The sequence below is a fragment of the Streptomyces sp. 8K308 genome, from assembly GCF_004348315.1.
GTDB lineage: Bacteria > Actinomycetota > Actinomycetes > Streptomycetales > Streptomycetaceae > Streptomyces.
On sequence record NZ_SMKC01000153.1, the window covers coordinates 1 to 15654 of the forward strand.

General features: G+C 70.2%; 11 protein-coding genes and 1 pseudogene. 7 read left to right on the forward strand and 5 right to left on the reverse strand.

The window, feature by feature from the left end:
- Window positions 1-800 precede the first annotated feature (800 nt).
- Window positions 801-1274 (reverse strand): MarR family transcriptional regulator, encoded by a 474-nt coding sequence (locus E1265_RS20600; RefSeq protein ID WP_279571450.1) that lies wholly within the window; start codon window positions 1272-1274, stop codon window positions 801-803.
- Between the two features lie 167 nt (window positions 1275-1441).
- Between E1265_RS20600 and E1265_RS20605 the strand changes: the two genes are divergently transcribed.
- The 3 genes from E1265_RS20605 to E1265_RS20615 all read left to right on the forward strand — a co-directional run bounded on the left by E1265_RS20605 (window position 1442) and on the right by E1265_RS20615 (window position 5624).
- Window positions 1442-2410 carry an alpha/beta hydrolase gene (locus E1265_RS20605; RefSeq protein ID WP_132932074.1) on the forward strand — a complete coding sequence of 323 codons (969 nt, stop codon included), beginning with the start codon at window positions 1442-1444 and terminating at the stop codon, window positions 2408-2410.
- 1466 nt (window positions 2411-3876) lie between these two features.
- Window positions 3877-4677, forward strand: a complete 801-nt coding sequence (locus tag E1265_RS20610) for an Ig-like domain-containing protein (RefSeq protein WP_132932076.1) — start codon at window positions 3877-3879, stop codon at window positions 4675-4677.
- Window positions 4674-5624, forward strand: coding sequence for an Ig-like domain-containing protein (locus E1265_RS20615; protein WP_132932077.1), 951 nt, complete (start codon window positions 4674-4676; stop codon window positions 5622-5624). Before E1265_RS20610 ends, E1265_RS20615 begins: the two co-directional genes overlap by 4 nt.
- 964 nt (window positions 5625-6588) lie before the next feature.
- On the opposite strand, the gene E1265_RS20625 is transcribed toward E1265_RS20615, so the two are convergent.
- The gene (locus tag E1265_RS20625) at window positions 6589-7179 is read right to left on the reverse strand and encodes a choice-of-anchor C family protein (protein ID WP_243740973.1); all 591 of its coding nucleotides are present in this window, start codon (window positions 7177-7179) and stop codon (window positions 6589-6591) included.
- 772 nt (window positions 7180-7951) lie between these two features.
- A complete protein-coding gene (locus E1265_RS20635; protein ID WP_132932083.1) occupies window positions 7952-9403 on the reverse strand; it encodes a polysaccharide biosynthesis tyrosine autokinase in 1452 nt (483 codons plus the stop codon).
- Between the two features lie 223 nt (window positions 9404-9626).
- Between E1265_RS20635 and E1265_RS20640 the strand changes: the two genes are divergently transcribed.
- Both E1265_RS20640 and E1265_RS20645 read left to right on the forward strand, forming a co-directional pair.
- Window positions 9627-10178 carry a hypothetical protein gene (locus E1265_RS20640; protein ID WP_132932085.1) on the forward strand — a complete coding sequence of 184 codons (552 nt, stop codon included), beginning with the start codon at window positions 9627-9629 and terminating at the stop codon, window positions 10176-10178.
- 64 nt (window positions 10179-10242) lie between these two features.
- Window positions 10243-12060, forward strand: a complete 1818-nt coding sequence (locus E1265_RS20645) for a DUF4012 domain-containing protein (RefSeq protein ID WP_165953818.1) — start codon at window positions 10243-10245, stop codon at window positions 12058-12060.
- Window positions 12061-12064: 4 nt separating this feature from the next.
- Here the strand turns inward: E1265_RS20645 and E1265_RS20650 are convergent, their stop codons facing one another.
- Window positions 12065-12760, reverse strand: coding sequence for a low molecular weight phosphatase family protein (locus tag E1265_RS20650; RefSeq protein WP_243740974.1), 696 nt, complete (start codon window positions 12758-12760; stop codon window positions 12065-12067).
- A gap of 37 nt (window positions 12761-12797) precedes the next feature.
- Between E1265_RS20650 and E1265_RS20655 the strand changes: the two genes are divergently transcribed.
- The gene (locus tag E1265_RS20655) at window positions 12798-13976 is read left to right on the forward strand and encodes a glycosyltransferase (RefSeq protein ID WP_207931145.1); all 1179 of its coding nucleotides are present in this window, start codon (window positions 12798-12800) and stop codon (window positions 13974-13976) included.
- A gap of 6 nt (window positions 13977-13982) precedes the next feature.
- Window positions 13983-15032 (forward strand): NAD-dependent epimerase/dehydratase family protein, encoded by a 1050-nt coding sequence (locus E1265_RS20660; protein ID WP_132932090.1) that lies wholly within the window; start codon window positions 13983-13985, stop codon window positions 15030-15032.
- Between the two features lie 319 nt (window positions 15033-15351).
- Here the strand turns inward: E1265_RS20660 and E1265_RS39410 are convergent.
- Window positions 15352-15606, reverse strand: a pseudogene (locus E1265_RS39410) (MraY family glycosyltransferase); the annotation flags it as partial.
- Window positions 15607-15654: the final 48 nt, after the last annotated feature.

Here is a 15654-nt window from a genome sequence, read left to right on the forward strand (position 1 = left end):
CGCTGGAACAACCGCTGGAAGAGCGCCCTCAACGAGTTCGACCTCCTCTTCGACGGCCGACTGACCGCCGGACGAGTGTAGGCTGATCGGCATAATAAGAAATCTATAGACCAAACAGACGAATTACGCCTGATTCCTGATAGACCCGGCTGAGCCGGCGCCACCCGGTTTTGGCGGAGTCTTCGGTTCGGCTCGGGTGCTTGCGAGGCACCAGGAGTCGGTGCCGATCCCGATGATGGTGCCGTTGAAGGCGAAACGGTCGACGAGGGTCGCGCTGTACTTCTCCTCGCGCTCCGTCGGGACCTGGAGAAGAGTTCGGCGCCGTGACGGTCCAGTGCCATGTGTTCTGTCGGGGACGGGGCGCCGTGCGTCGTCGTCCGGTGTTGGTTTCCCCGCCCCGGCCCGCAGGACCGGACGTGCCCCTTGGCCGAGCATCCGGCTCTCCGCGCGATCCGATGTTCAGGCGAGGTATTCGCCGACCAAGACCGCATCGTCGTGGCCGGTCCGGCGAAAGCGTGTCTGCTCCGGATCGACCTCGTCGATGGTGCATGGCGGGCTGATCTGCGCCCCGCGGAAAACGGTAGCGATCGACCCTCGATCGAGGACACTCCGATACGTGCAGGCGCGGCGAGCCCGCGCATGGAGTACTCGCGTTCCGCCGTCGAACCGTCGTCGCCTGAATCAGGCCGCCCGTGCCCGCCCAGGGCGCCGGGGTTCCCCCGGACGCGGGGCCGCCAATGATGCTGTTGCCACGGCGGCCGACGCGACCGACGCGCCGGTGGGACGTTGCGATGGCCCAGCTACGGGCCGTCCTGCCCTGGGCGGGAGACGTTGGCTGTCACGAGTCGCAGGAGGCGGCGGACCTCGTCGAACTGTGCGGGCGTCAGGCCCATGGCGTCGCCGATGGCCGTGGGTACGGTCCGAGCGCGCTCGCGAAGCTCCTGGCCTTGCTCGGTGACGGTGACCAGGACGGTGCGCTCGTCGTCCGGGCGTCGCTCGCGGCGGACCAGGCCCGCGGACTCCAGGCGCTTGATCAGTGGGGTGAGCGTGCCGTAGTCGAGCTGGAGGGCGGCTCCGATGTCCTTGATCGGAACGGTGCCGTGCTCCCACAGCACCAGGAGCACCAGGTACTGCGGGTAGGTGAGCCCGAGGCCCTCCAGGAGGGGGCGGTAGCGGTTGGTCACCGCGCGGGAGGCCGCGTACAGGGCGAAGCACAGCTGATCGTCAAGCAGCAGGGAGAAGCCCTGCTCGGCGTCGGTCTCGGTGCTGGTCACAGCGGTCCCCTCCTCGTGTCGCATGCGACATCAGTGTCCTGGGCAGTCTAATCTGCCAATGGCAAAATCTCCACGCTCACGATTTCCTTGCGTGCGAGGTAATCGCGTCATAGTCTTCTGTGTGCGGGCACCTCCGCCCGCACCGCAGCACGAGCAGGGAGTCAGCCATGACCGACTACACCCCGACCGCACCAGTGCTGGAGCCGGCCGTGGCCGAGTTCGCCGCCGCCACCGCCAACCCGCCATACCTCTTCGACCTCGGTCCGGCCGAGGGCCGCAAGACCGTCAACGAGGTCCAGTCCGGTGAGATCAGCAAGCCGGAGATCGCCGAGGAATGGGTCACCGTCCAGGGCGGCCCCACCGGATCGGTCCGGGCCCGCATCGTCCGGCCGGCCGGCGCCAAGGAGACGCTGCCGGTGATCGTCTACATCCACGGCGCCGGCTGGGTCTTCGGCAACGCCCACACCCACGACCGGCTGGTGCGCGAACTGGCCGTCGGCGCACGCGCGGCCGTCGTCTTCCCCGAGTACGACCTGTCTCCCGAGGCCCGCTACCCGACCGCGATCGAGCAGAACTACGCCGTCGCCCAGTGGATCGTCCGCGAGGGTTCGGCCAACGACCTGGACGCCACCCGGATCGCGGTGGCCGGCGACTCCGTCGGCGGCAACATGTCAGCCGCGCTGACCCTGATGGCCAAGGAGCGCGGCGACGTACCGCTGGTGCAACAGGTGCTGTTCTACCCGGTCACCGACGCCGCCTTCGACACCCCCTCCTACCAGCAGTTCGCGGAAGGGTACTTCCTGCGCCGCGACGCCATGCGGTGGTTCTGGGACCAGTACACCACCGACGAGAACCAGCGAGCCGAGATCACCGCCTCACCACTGCGCGCCACCACCGACCAACTGCGGGGCCTGCCCCCGGCCCTGGTCATCACCGCCGAGGCCGACGTCCTGCGCGACGAGGGCGAGGCCTACGCGAACAAGCTCCGCCAAGCCGGCGTCCCCGTCACCGCCGTCCGCTACCAGGGCATCATCCACGACTTCGTCATGCTCAACGCCCTGCGTGACACCCACGCCGCCGAAGCCGCCATCAACCAGGCCACCGCCACCCTGCGCACGGCCCTCGGCACCGCGTGAGGAAGCCGAGTGACCGGGAAGAAGGTAGAGGAGTGGTGAGCTAGGCCCTGTCCTGCCGATCTTCTTCGGGCCCGCGACTCCCTCAGGCCTGGTGGCCTGGGTGGGGGTGCCCCCTGCACGAAGTGCTCGGGGGAGTGCCCCCGAACGCGGCACCTCGCCGTGTTACCCCGCGTCGCGCGGCGCCGATATGCCGCTGCGCGGCGTGGGGCATGTCGGGCGCTGCGCGCGCATACGGCCGGGTAGGAGCTGCGCTGCTGGCGATGTGCGGCTCCGCCGGGTGGGGCGTCTTGAGCGAGGCGATTGGGGGTACTCCCCCGAGCACTCCGTGCAGGGGGCACCCCACCCGGACGAAGTCTGGGGGAGCACCGCGTCTGACGCCGCGGGCTGATCCGACAAGATCGACAGGACAGGACCTAATTCCCCGCAGCCCATCGTTCTGGTTCACGGCCGGTGGCTCAGCCCGCACAGCTGGCCCCCTGGCTCGACCGCAATCGCGAGCGGGGCCACACGGTCCACGCCGCGGGCTGGCCCGGCATCTCTCCATGCGCCAACCGGTTCGGTCACCACGTCCGCAGCACCGCGATCCGCGCGGCCAACACGCCGGGGGATCCAGGCTCATCAAGGCCACGATGCGGCCCTGACGGTCACAGGCTCGCACCGGACCCCACGCCGTTCCGAACCTCGCCGGTTACCCCTCGACAGGCGCCGGTTCCGATTGACTCACCGACGCTTCCCATCCGGTGAGCCGGTTGAGGAGGAGCACGCGGGTGGCGCCTTGGCCCGGAGCCGACTCGACCTTGGCACGAACGGATCTTGGAGCACATTCGATCTGCCAGGCCAGCGGGCTCAGCCGGGACGCCACACGCCCCGACAAGATGGCGAAGGCAGACGGGAGCACCAGATGCCGCCGCCGATCGTCCGTGTGATCAACCCGGTATGCGCTGGGCGATAGTGGGCGTGCCGCCCACCACCGGGGTGGCCGGCACGGCCACCGCGGCGACGACGCCAGTGGGCGCCTCACCGGGGTTGCCGGTGCAACTGGCGGATCTGGGCTTCGGCCTCGGTGGAAGGCCCGGTGGGGCCGTTGTGCGGCAGCTGGTACCGGCTCGGGCCGCCTTGGCTCTGAAGGGCGCCAGTCCGGCACACCGCACGTTTTGCGGCCACCCCGCGCTTGTGCGATCGGCGGATCAACGCCTGGCGCTTCAAACCCGCTCAGCCGTGATTTCCCCCGCCACCAGGACATTCTGCGCGCTCGCACGTTCGAGTGGGAAACCCCAGGGCGGCGTGGCCAGTTCAACTCGACGCTGCGCGCAATGGACTCACCGATCCGCGGGCCGTGCACCGACCGCCGGGCCTCCGCACGGCGAAGCCGTGCACGCGGGCCCGCCCGCCCCGTCGGCGACCGGTTCCCGGGCGCACATGCCGTTGGGGTGGCGACGGTCCACACGCATCCATGAAAGGGCATCATGGAACCCACACTCACCACGGTGACGACGTCGCCCGACCCCTCGGTCTTCGGGCAGCCGGTTACTCTCACCGGGAAGGTCATCCGCATCTTCCCCGGTCCCAACAACCCAACCGGCACGGTGACGTTCACCGTGAGCGGCGGGCCGACGCTCACCGCCCCCGTGAACGGCTCGAGTACGGCCACCTCGGCGCTCCCTCCCGGAACCCGCACGGTGCAGGCCACCTATGGCGGCGACGCCAACTTCAGTGGTTCCAACGGCTTCACGGTGCAGGTGGTGCTGAAGGCATTGACGACCACCACGGTGGCCTCCGCCCCCGATCCATCGTTCATCGGGCAGACGGCCACGTTCACCGCGACCGTCGCCCCGGTGTCGCCCGGCGCCGGCACCCCCACCGGCACGGTCACGTTCTTCATCAGCGGCGGGCCGACGCTGACCGGGGTGCTGAACGCCTCCGGTGTGGCCACGGTCACGACCAGCGCACTGAGCGGCGGCACGCACGCGGTCACCGCCGTGTACGGCGGTGACGCGCATTTCAGTCCAGCCAACGGGACGGACACCCACACCGTGACCTCGCTGGCGCCGACGACCACCACGGTGACCTCGGCACCCGACCCCTCGGTCTTCGGGCAGCCGGTCACCCTGACCGCGACGGTCGCGCCGGTGCCGCCGGCCTCGGGCACCCCGACGGGCACGGTCACCTTCGTGGTGGCCGGCGGTCCCACGCTCACCGGGACGTTGAACGGCTCGGGCGTGGCCACGGTCACGACGACGGCGTTGGCCGTGGGCACCACGCGGTGACCGCTACATACGGCGGCGACGCGAGCTTCGCCTCGTCCTCCGGCACCGAAACCCACACGGTCGACCCGGCGCTCACCACGACCACGGTGACCCCGGCACCCGACCCCTCGTCGCTGGGGCAGACGGTCACGTTCACCGCGACGGTCGCGCCGGTGTCGCCTGGCGCGGGCACCCCCACCGGTACGGTCACGTTCTTCGTCAGCGGCGGCCCCACCCTCACCGGCACCCTCGGTGCCGGCGGAGTCGCGACGGCGAGCACCGCCGTGCTTCCACCCGGAACCTACACGGTGGCGGCGACGTACAGCGGTGACGTCAACTTCACCGGCTCGTCTGGGACCGGTACTCACACGGTGAGCCAGGCGGGCACCACGACCACGGTCACCTCCGCCCCTGATCCGTCGGTGTACTGCCAGGCGGTGACGTTTACGGCGACGGTGGCCGCGAGCTCGGGGAGCTCCTGCGTTCCCACCGGTACGGTGACGTTCGTGGTGGCCGGTGGGCCGACGCTCACCGGCGCTCTGGACGGTAGTGGTGTCGCCACGGCGACGACCAGCGCGTTGGCGGCTGGTTTGTACACGGCGACGGCGACGTACAGCGGCGACGTCAACTTCACCGGCTCGTCCGGAACCGACACCCACACGGTGAACCAGGCGAACACCACGATGCTCCTGACGACGGTCCCCGACTCCTCGACGGTGGGCGAGACGGTCACGCTCGCCGCAGTCGTGGCGCCAGTCCCGCCGGGGGCCGGGGTGGCCACTGGCACGGTGGACTTCGTCGTGACCGGTGGCCCGACCATCATCGGCGTCCCGCTGGACGACAACGGCTTCGCGATCACCGACACCGACGCCATCGGCGTCGGCACCCAGACGGTGACCGCGACCTACAGCGGGGACGCCAACTTCACCGCCTCAAGCGACACTGACACGCAGACCGTGAACCCGTGACCTGACCCCCTCACTTCCAGGCCGCCTGCGCCCACCCACGCGGGCGGCCGCAACCATGTAATACCAAGCTCGGCGCGGTGCCCCGTCGGAGCCAGCGTTGGGGCGGGGCATTCGAATTCGTCCCGAGGCGCTTCGATCTGACCACGGAAACCAGCCACATCCCCCCCACGGCCTTCGCGCACACACTCTCCGGGCGCCTTCCCGAAACCGCCCTCGCCGCGTCGCGGTCGGTGGTGTCCACGGGGGTGACCATCACGGGTAACAGCAGGCCGCGGGTATCCACCATGAGGCGGCGCTTGTGATCGTTGACTCTCCTGCCGGCGTCGTAGCCGCGGTTGGCCGCCGAGACGGCCTCGGCGGCCTTCACACTCTGGGAGTCGATGACCACGGCCACCGCTTGTGGGTCTTTCCGGAGCCGGTGTGCACCTGGCGGCGGAGCTGGTCGCGTAAGACGCCCACGACACCGGCGGCGGCCCACCGCGCGAAGAACCCGTAGTAGGTGCGCCAAGGCGTTCTATGGAATCCGACCGGGGGAAAAAGGCCCTCGCCGCCGATCGTGATCCACAGGGTGACGGTGACGTCGGCTGCCTGCGTCTCGGTCGCCGCTGCGGCCGCCTGGGCGACGGTCGGGGAGTGGGCGAGCGCGAGGGCGGCGAGTTCGGCACCGAGGGCGAGGCGGTGGAGCGGGGGCGGGTGATCAGGCGCACCCCAATCGTGTTGCGCGAGATGTCATCTTCGCTCCACACGGACGCGGGCCTGCTCCGGTTCAACGCGTCGGCGGGAACCGGCCTTCTCATGCGGCAGACTGACCGGAGCTTCCGCCCTCGCGTACGCGTCCGGCGGCGCCGCGCTGTCACCCTGCGGCGCCGCCGTGCTTGTCGAGGCGTTCTGTCTGTCGCGCACCGTCTGGCCGTCCGTGGCGATTAACGCACGTGCTCGGACGGATGACGTTTGGCCGTGGGGGTCAGCAGGAGCAGGAGCTCATCCTCACGTCGTCGATCACCGGGCCCGCGTCGCCGGGGGTGGTGCTGACGAACGACAGCTCTGTGGTGCTGTCGCTGGCCACGAACGACGCTGCCCGCTGGACGTAGCCCATGTCCACGTTAGTCTTGCCGGTGGTGTCGAATGTGAAGTCGGCGACCAGCTGACCGTCGGCGAGGATCTGCCCCGTCTTCACCGCCGGGGGGTGACCGGGCGTCGGGTTACCAGCGAGCTCGTAGAAGACCGTGTACGTCAGCCCCGGAATCGTCGCGAAGGTCTGGGACACGCGTCCCGGGTCGTTCGCGTTGAGGTCGATGCTTTGGACCCCCTCGGCCGCCTCCCAGTACGTCTCGCGCACCAAGTCGACGCCCGAGTCGCCGACAACCCATGGGCCGATTAACTGACCTGCCGAGAGCGGCTGGGCATAGCCGTTCGGAATCGTGGGGTACTCGAAACCCCCGTTGCTGAAGTTGGGCTCGGCCAGAACCGATGCCGCCGACGCCTGGCTGACCGCGCCGGCAGCGGAGGCGAGTACGCTCGCCATGATGGCCGCGGTGAGGTAGCGCATGGCCATGATGATTCCTCCTCGATGCTTCGCCCCTTGTGGGCGGTGTTGACAACACTCGGTCTCGAAGTCGAGAAGCGCAATATCGGGACAGCGGCTCATTGAGGCATAAGACAGAGCGAACAGGGCGTTGTTTTCCGCAACGGGCATGTGTTCCGCGTTCGCCCGTCGAATGAGCCGATGCGCGCCGTCTCTCTCTTAGCCTTTGTTTTTCGTGACGGACAGTCGGATTCTCTGGTGAGGCCGTTCGGTCCTCTGGGCTGATCACGGGCAGATGTGTGGCCCGGCTGCCGCGTCGGTCGGGGTGGGTGCTCGTGGGGATGCCGAAGTGCTGGTCAGCGGGGGTTCGGGGCGAGCCGTGTCAGGGCGCTGGTGATCACATCCGTCCAGGCCAGTGCCGGGCGAGATGCAGGATGCGTCGGAGTCGGTGAAGCGCAGTTGGGCGCCTGGGCGCGGGCGTTCCCTGCGGACGATCAGCCGCATTCCCTCGGGCCAGCCGGTCAGTATGTCGCCGACGAAGGAGGGCGCGGTCTGCGACTCGGCGCCGCCATGTCCCAGCGCTGGGGCACCCGCCACACAACGCGCGAGAAAGCCATCTGGGCTGAGCAACTGGTCGCTGATGAGACATGAGTCCCATCAGCCGACGCACTGTGTCGATCTCCGCTCCCGCCGCCGACATCGGCGGCGGGAGCGGAGACCGGCACGCCCTCCAACGGGCGCCAGCGGGTGGGGCAGCAAGCACCACACGGGCGCCGACAGACCTCCCCTGCCAGGGGCGGGGTCAGGTGCCGACCGCGTCGTCCGCCGAGCGCCGGCGCTGCCGCAGTCTGCCCAGAAGGCGGAGGGGGAGACGTCGCTGCGCTTCCCGCGAGGCGACGTATTCGTAGCCGTAGTACTCGCTTTGGCCCTTCAGGGGCACCATGTTGAGGATGCTGCCCAGCACGGTGGTGGGGGTGCGCTGGAGGGCGCGGACGACGTCGGCGACCTGGCCGCGACGTGTCCGCCCGTGGCGGACCACCAGCAGGTAGCCGTCCAACGCCGGTGCCATCGCGGGAACGTCGGCCAGCGGGAGCACCGGGGGGGTATCCACCACCACGTGGTCGAAGCCGTCGGCGAGGTCGCGTAGCACCGCGCGGTACTGGGCGGAAGCCAGCATCTCCGCTGGGTTGGGGGGGATCACCCCGCTGGTCAGGACAGAGAAGGATTCCGTGGACTGCAGCACTTCGTCTACGGTCGCCTGGCCGATCATCAAGGTGGTGAGCCCCGCGTCCTGGACCAGGCCAAGCGTGCGCCCCAGACAGGGACGTCGCAGGTCGGCATCGACAAGGCACACGGAGGAGCCGAGTTCGGAGAGCGCTGCCGCGAGGTTGATCGCGATGCTGCTCTTCCCCTCGTTGGGCAGTGCGCTGGTGACCGCGATGATCTTCGGCGTCCGGTCCACGTCCAGGAATCGCAGAGTGGTGCACAGCTGCCGGAATGCCTCTGTACGAGGGCCGAAGGCGTTCTCCTGGTTGGCGATGGGATGTTCCGAGGCCCGTGCGTCATACGGGATGCTGCCAAGCACGGGGGGCACGCTGCCTTCGGGCAGGGATACGCCGAGGAAGTCGGTCAGGTCACGGCGACCGCGCACCGAGGAGTCGCGTGACTCCCGCGCGACGGCGAAGCCGACGCCGAGAGCCAGCCCTCCCATCAGCCCCAGCACCAGGTTGAGCGTGAGACTGGGGGAGGTGGGAGCCGAGGGCACGGCTGCGGGCTCGATGATGCTCAGCCGCACCGGTGACGACTCGGATCCCACTGGCCGTTCGATCTCGGCGATGACCTCGGTGAACCGGTCGGCGAGTGCGTCGCTGATCCGGGCGGCGCGCGACGGCTTGGTGTCGGTGACGCTGATTCTGAGCAGCACCGTGTCGAGTGGAACTTCGGTGCTGATGGCGTCTCCCAACTGTGCGGGCGTCATGTCGAGGTCCAGCGACTCCACGACCGGCGCTGTCACCTCAGGGCTCGACACCGCCTGCGCGTAGGAACGGACGCGCGCCAGGGCGAAGCTGTTGCCCTCGTTCAACGTGACCGTGTCCTCGGTGGTCTGGAGCGACACGAAGAGGGTGGTGGTGGCCTGGTACTGGGGGACAGCGGCCGAGGTGGCGAGCGCCCCGAGCACCGTGCCCAGCGTTCCCAGCACCACGATGGCGCGCCATCGGCGGAGCAGGGTCGGCACGTGATTGAGCAGGTTCACAGAATTTGTCCCCCATTGCCTCCGGTACGCACGGGCGCTATCGGAAGGAAGTTGAGCATATACCTCATGTCTCTCATAAGGGGGGCGGCTCCCCCTTAACCCTTTCGGGTGATTCGACGCACCGAGTCGTTAGGGGGATGTTTCGCAAGGACAGAGGACGGTTGTCTGATCGAAAGACTGTCGGGGGGCGCCGCCAGTTCGAACTGCTCTAGGAGCGTAAGAGATGCTCAGACGATCCGTATGGCGCACCGCCCTCGCGGTTCTCGCCGCGGTTGCCGTTCTCTTCATGGCGCCGCTGACGGGTGCCGAGGCCGCGCATGCGCACCCCTACCCGCCGCCTTCGCCGCCGAGCCTCAGTGTCAACCCCTTCTTCGTGGTCGCCGGTGATCCGGTGCGGTTCACGGCGAAGGGCTTCAGCCCCAACCAACAGGTGGTCGCCGTGCTGCGGGACCGGCCGAACACACCGCTCGGCACCTTCGTCGCCAACGCGCAAGGCAAGGTGTCAGGGAGCGTCACGATTCCCGTGTCGACCAGGCTGGGCTTCCACGAGCTTCAGCTCAAGGGGCAGAACCCCAACCTCACGGTGTCGGCCCTCCTGTTCGTGTTCCCACGGGTGTTTCCCCTTGCCGGGGAGACGAGCGGGCAGGAAGAGCCGCAGCCCGCGCAGGCCGACGCCGACATCGAGCCGCGCCACGTGGGTGGTGCGGCGGCCGTGGTCGCGCTCTGTGGCGGAGCGTGGCTGGGGACCCGGCGCCTGAGGAACGGAAACCGGTGACCGCCAGCTCGGCGACGTGATGGCTGGACGTCGACTGCCGCGCCTGCCCTTGCGCCTCAGGGCGTTGACTGGCAGGCCCCGCCCCTGGCGGAGCCGGCTGTCGCCACGACGCCGGGCTCGGGACCGCAGCCGGTTCCGGGCCCGGCATCTGCTGCTCGGCTGTGCCGGGCTGCTGCTGGTCGGCGCCGGCTGGCTCCTGGTCACCGGGCTGCTGGCCCGTAGCGAACTCCTCGCCGCGCAGCGCGAACTGGAGACGGCGCGGCAGTCGGTCATCACCAACCCTGACGAGTCCCGGACAGCGTTGAGCGCCGCGGCCGAGCACGCCGCGCGGGCGCGCGTTCTCACCACGGGGCCCGCGTGGTTCCTCGCCGACGCCCTGCCGGTCCTCGGCGATCCCGCCGAGACGGTGCGTGGCGCGGCGTACGCCGCCGACCGGCTGACGCGGGACGTGCTGCCCCCGCTGGTGCGGCTCGCCTCCGATGTGGAGGGCGATACCCGCGACGGCGAGGGCCTTGGCACCCTGCTGTCCAGGCTTCGGCATGCGGCCCCGGACCTGGAGCGGGCGGCGCGGGCCACCGAGGAGGTGCGGGCCACGGTGGAGGCGTTGCCGCGTACCAGCTGGCTGCCCACCGCCGACGCGCGTGCTGAACTGGTACGCCAGGTCGACCGCCTCACCACCGCGACCGACGACGCCGCCATGGCGGCCCGCCTCCTTCCGCCCATGCTGGGCGACGACGGTCCGCGCCGCTACTTCATGGTCTTCCAGAACACCGCCGAATCCCGGGGCACTGGCGGAATGCCGGGGGCCTTCGCCGTGTTCACGGCCGACCACGGCGCATTGAGTTTCGAACACTTCGGCACGGGCTCCGAGCTGTCGGACAGCCTGCCCGCCATCGAGCTCGGTGCCGAGTTCGACGCCCAGTACGGCGCCAGCGCTCCCACCCGCGTGTGGGCGAACTCCAACCTCAGCCCGCACTTCCCCAACGCCGCGCGTATCTGGGCGGCCACGTGGCAGGAGCACAGCGGCCAGCGGGTGGACGGCGTCATAGCGCTCGACCCCACCGGCCTGGGGCGCCTGCTCGACGCGGCGGGCCCGGCCCGGCTGCCCGACGGCACGGCGCTCACGGGCGAAACCGTGAGCGATCTTGTCCTGCGGACCGCCTACGACCGCTTCCAGGACGACGCGGAGCGCCAAACCTTCCTCCTCGACGTGGCGCGCACCGCTGCCGCGACCCTGACCGGTGCTCTCGAAGACGGCGAGCGTCTGCCCACACTGTTCGAAGCGGGGGCCGACGTGCTGGGAGAGGAGCGCCTGAAGGTGTGGAGCGCGCTTCGCGACGAGCAACTGCGGCTGGAGACCAGGTCCGTGAGCGGGATCCTGCCCGAGGGCCCCGGCCCCTTCGCCGGCCTCGTCGTCAACAACGCCGCCGGCGGCAAACTCGACTACTACCTGGAGCGACGGCTGCGCTGGACGCCTGGAAGCTGCACCGCCCTGGGCCGTTCCGTCACCGTGGAAATCACACTGAGCAACACCGCTCCCCAGTCAGGTCTCCCCGCCTACGTCACCCAGCGCGGCGACAACCCGGACTACCCCACTCAGCCTGGCGACAACCGGCTGCTCGTCTCCTACTACGCCTCCTCGGGCGCGGTTCTCACCGGGGCAGAACTGGACGGCCGCCCGATCACCGCGCACACCGGGGTCGAACGCGGCCACCCGGTCCTCACCATGGACCTCGAACTGCCTGCACAGTCCACCCAGGTCCTCACGCTCCACCTGGTGGAGCCAGTGGGCGAGGAGGGTGACCGGCCACCGGTGCTGCTCCGTCAGCCACTGGTCACCCCGATGCCGGTCACGGTGGACCCCTATCCGGTCTGCGGGTGACCGGTCAGTCCGGGGCACCGTTGACCTGCCCGCCCAGCATGGCCCGGGCGATCCGTTCCACCGCATCCTCGATCCGCGCCGCACACGCCCGCAACACCGACTGGTCTGAGCCGACCGGATCTGCCACATCCTCCTCGGCGCCCGCCACGCGGACGCTTCCACGCCGGGCGGCCGCTGCCCGGACAAGTGCCGTGAGCCGGGCGGTCGGGTCCGCGATCCCCGCCGCGTCCTCCTGGCGCAGCAGCCGAGCGAACTCCCGCAGCGTGAAGGCCCGGGGCAGTGCCCGCGCCGGGGCGAGGCGCACTGCGGCCTCGCGATGCTCGACAGCGGCGCCCAGCACCAGGTCAGCGCGCTCGACCAGCTCGGTGGTCAACCGCCGTGCGACCGGCTTCGTGGGGTCTCCGCCCTGGGGCTGGAGGAACGCCATCACCGCCGCGGGCACCGGCGTACCGGGAACAGCCGCCGTGCCCGCGCTGGTCACTCCGATCGGCACCCGGCCAGGACCGGCCAGCCGCTGTCTGAGCAGCCCCGCCGCAAGCGGTGAGCGATACAGGTTGCCGGTGCACACCATGAGAACGCTGGTGCGGAACTGTTCTGACATGCCGTCAGTATGCCAATTCAGCCGTGAGGAGGATATAGGGGGGAAGAATGCGTGATTCCCTGCCTTGATGCGATTACCTTGGACCATGACGAGTGCCATGGCGGCAGCACATTCGGGTGCCGGTCGTCTTCGCGTGATGCGGGTCATCGCCCGCATGAACATCGGTGGCCCAGCCGTCCAGATCACCTCCTTACTGCGCGGTCTCGACCCGGCGCGCTTCGAGCAGCGGCTGTTCGCAGGGTCAGTCGGCCCCGGCGAGGCCGACCATATCGACAGCCGTGCCCCCGACGTGCCGGTCCACCGGGTGGCCGCGCTGGGCCGGGCGGTGCGGCCCGGCGACGATCTGCGTGCGGTTCGCGAGCTCACCGCCGCGATGCGCCGGTTCCGGCCGCACATCGTCCACACCCACACCGCGAAGGCGGGCGCCCTGGGACGCGTCGCCGCCGTCCTGGCGCGGGTGCCCGCCAGGGTGCACACCTATCACGGCCATCTGCTGCACGGATACTTCTCGCCCCGCGCCACCGGCATGGTCGTCCACGTGGAGCGGAGGTTGGCCCGGCACACCGACCGGCTGGTGGCCGTCGGCGAGCGGGTGCGGGACGACCTGATCGCCGCCGGCATCGGACGGTCGGAGCAGTACGTGGTCGTGCCGCCGGGGACCGTGCTGCCCTCGCCCCCGCCCCGTGCGGACGCCCGGCGGCGGCTCGGCCTGCCACCGGACTGCCCTGTCGTCGCGTATGTCGGCCGCGTGACACGGATTAAGCGGCCCGACCGGTTCGCGGCCGTCGCCCGCGAGGTGCGGCGGACCGTGCCCACCGCCCGTTTCGTGGTGTGTGGTGAGGGCGACCTCGCCGGCGCGCTGGCCGGCCAGACCGGCATGGAGGATCTGCTTCAGCCGCTGGGGTGGCGCGCCGACGTCGAGACGGTGTACGCCGCGGCGGACCTGGTGCTGCTCACCTCCGACAACGAGGGCATGCCCGTCAGCCTCATTGAAGCGGGCCAAGCCGGCGTCGCCGTGGTCGCCACCGACGTGGGCAGCGTGGCCGAGGTGGTGCGGAGTGGCGAGACCGGGCTGCTGGCCGCGCCGGACGTCGCTGAGCTGGCCCGTCATACCGTGCGGCTTCTCAAGGACCCCGGGCTCCGCCGCGACATGGGTCAGCGGGCCCGCGCCTGGACCGTGCGCCGGTTCGGAGCGGAGCGCCTGATCGCCGACACCGACCGCCTCTACGCCGAGATCGCCGTGGCACGCGGCTGGTGGCCGTCCGTGGCCTACGGCGCCACAACAGACACGACCGCAGCAGAAGGAGAGGGTTGAACACACGTGAACGTCGTTGTCACCGGCGGGGCCGGATTCATCGGAGCGAACCTCTGCCGCCGGCTCACCACACGCCGGACCGTCCACCACGTCACCGTCCTGGATGACCTCAGCACCGGCTCGGCGGCCAACCTGGACGGGGTCGCCGTCGAGCTCGTCGAGGGCAGTGTCCTCGATGCTCGCCTGCTCGACGACGTGATCTCCTCGGCGGACGCGGTCGTTCACCTGGCCGCCCGCCCCTCAGTGCCCCGTTCCCTGGCCGATCCCGTCGCCAGCCACGAGGTCAATGCCACGGGCACCGTGCGCGTGTTGGAGGCGTGCCGACGCCGCGGCGTTCACGTCATTGCCGCCTCGTCGTCGTCCGTTTACGGGGACACTGCGGAGCTGCCGAAGCACGAGGCGCTGCCCGTGCTCCCGCTCAGCCCGTACGCCGCCAGCAAGGTCGCTACCGAGGCGTACACGCTCGCCTACGGGGCGGCGTACGGTCTGCCGGTGCTCGTGCTGCGTTTCTTCAACGTCTACGGCCCGCTGCAACCCGCGGCACACGCCTATGCCGCCGTCATCCCGGCGTTCATCGACGCCATGCTGCGCGGGCGGCCGGTGACCATGTTCGGTGATGGCCTGCAGACGCGGGACTTCACCTATGTCGGCACCGTCGTCCGTGTTCTTGCCGACGCGGTGGAACGCTCGGTCACCTGCCCGGGGCCGGTGAACCTCGCTTTCGGCAGCCACGTGTCGCTCCGTCACCTCGTCGAACGGCTCACCGCCGTCATCGGGTCGCCGCCCTGCGAGATCCGGTACGAGGCGGACCGTGCGGGTGACGTTCGCGACTCCCAGGCGGCCGACGGCCTGCTGCGGCGGCTGTTCCCCGACGTCACTCCCGAGCCCCTGGACGCAGGTCTGGCGGAGACGGTGCGGTGGTTCCGCGGGCTCTCCGGGTCCGTGCCTGATCCGCGGGCCTCGGACGCAGGCCACGCAGCGGCCGGCGCGGGCGCTGCCGCTGAACCCGACGGCCCGCCGGATCGGGAGCCAGCGGGCCCGTCGCCGGCAGCGTGATCAGCGAGGCGACGATCGTGGCGGCGGCCATGGCGCCGCCGCCGAGGGCGATGCCCGGCGGCGAGCCGCACAGCACCAGCGCACCGGTGATACAGCCAAGCGTCGCGATCCCGCACAGGAGCATCACGGCCCGTGGCACCGTCAGCCCCACACGGCGCAGCCGGTGGGCGGCGTGGTCGGTGCTGCCCTGCATCAGCGGTCGTCTCGCCATGCGGCGGGAGAGCATGACAAGAGCGGTGTCCGCGGTGGCGATCAGGGTGGCCAGCCACACGCCGAGGAGCCCGGTGGGGCTGTCGGCGCCGGCGTGGAGCACGACGGCGGCCGAGGACAGCGTGAAGCCGATGAAGAGGGAGCCCGCGTCACCGAGGAATATCCGTGCCGGATGCCAGTTGTGGCCGAGGAATCCCAGGCACGCTCCGGCGAGGGCGGAGCTCACCATCCCGAGCCCCTCTTCGCCACCGGACAGCGCGGTCCCGCAGAGGAAACCGCCGCTGATCGCGCACAGGGACGCGGCCGCGCCGTCGGTGTTGTCCAGCAGGTTGACGGCGTTGGTGGTGAAGACGATCCACGCCACGGCCAGGGCGGCGTCGATCCCGCCCCAACCGGTGAGCTCGGGGCAGCC

Bases quoted from the DNA above. Each gene is read 5' to 3' on its own strand.
- E1265_RS20605 (WP_132932074.1), top strand. From the start codon at position 1,442: ATGACCGACTACACCCCGACCGCACCAGTGCTGGAGCCGGCCGTGGCC.
- E1265_RS20610 (WP_132932076.1), top strand. From the start codon at position 3,877: ATGGAACCCACACTCACCACGGTGACGACGTCGCCCGACCCCTCGGTC.
- E1265_RS20625 (WP_243740973.1), bottom strand. From the start codon at position 7,179: ATGGCCATGCGCTACCTCACCGCGGCCATCATGGCGAGCGTACTCGCC.
- E1265_RS20640 (WP_132932085.1), top strand. From the start codon at position 9,627: ATGCTCAGACGATCCGTATGGCGCACCGCCCTCGCGGTTCTCGCCGCG.
- E1265_RS20650 (WP_243740974.1), bottom strand. From the start codon at position 12,760: ATGGCACTCGTCATGGTCCAAGGTAATCGCATCAAGGCAGGGAATCAC.
- E1265_RS20655 (WP_207931145.1), top strand. From the start codon at position 12,798: ATGCGGGTCATCGCCCGCATGAACATCGGTGGCCCAGCCGTCCAGATC.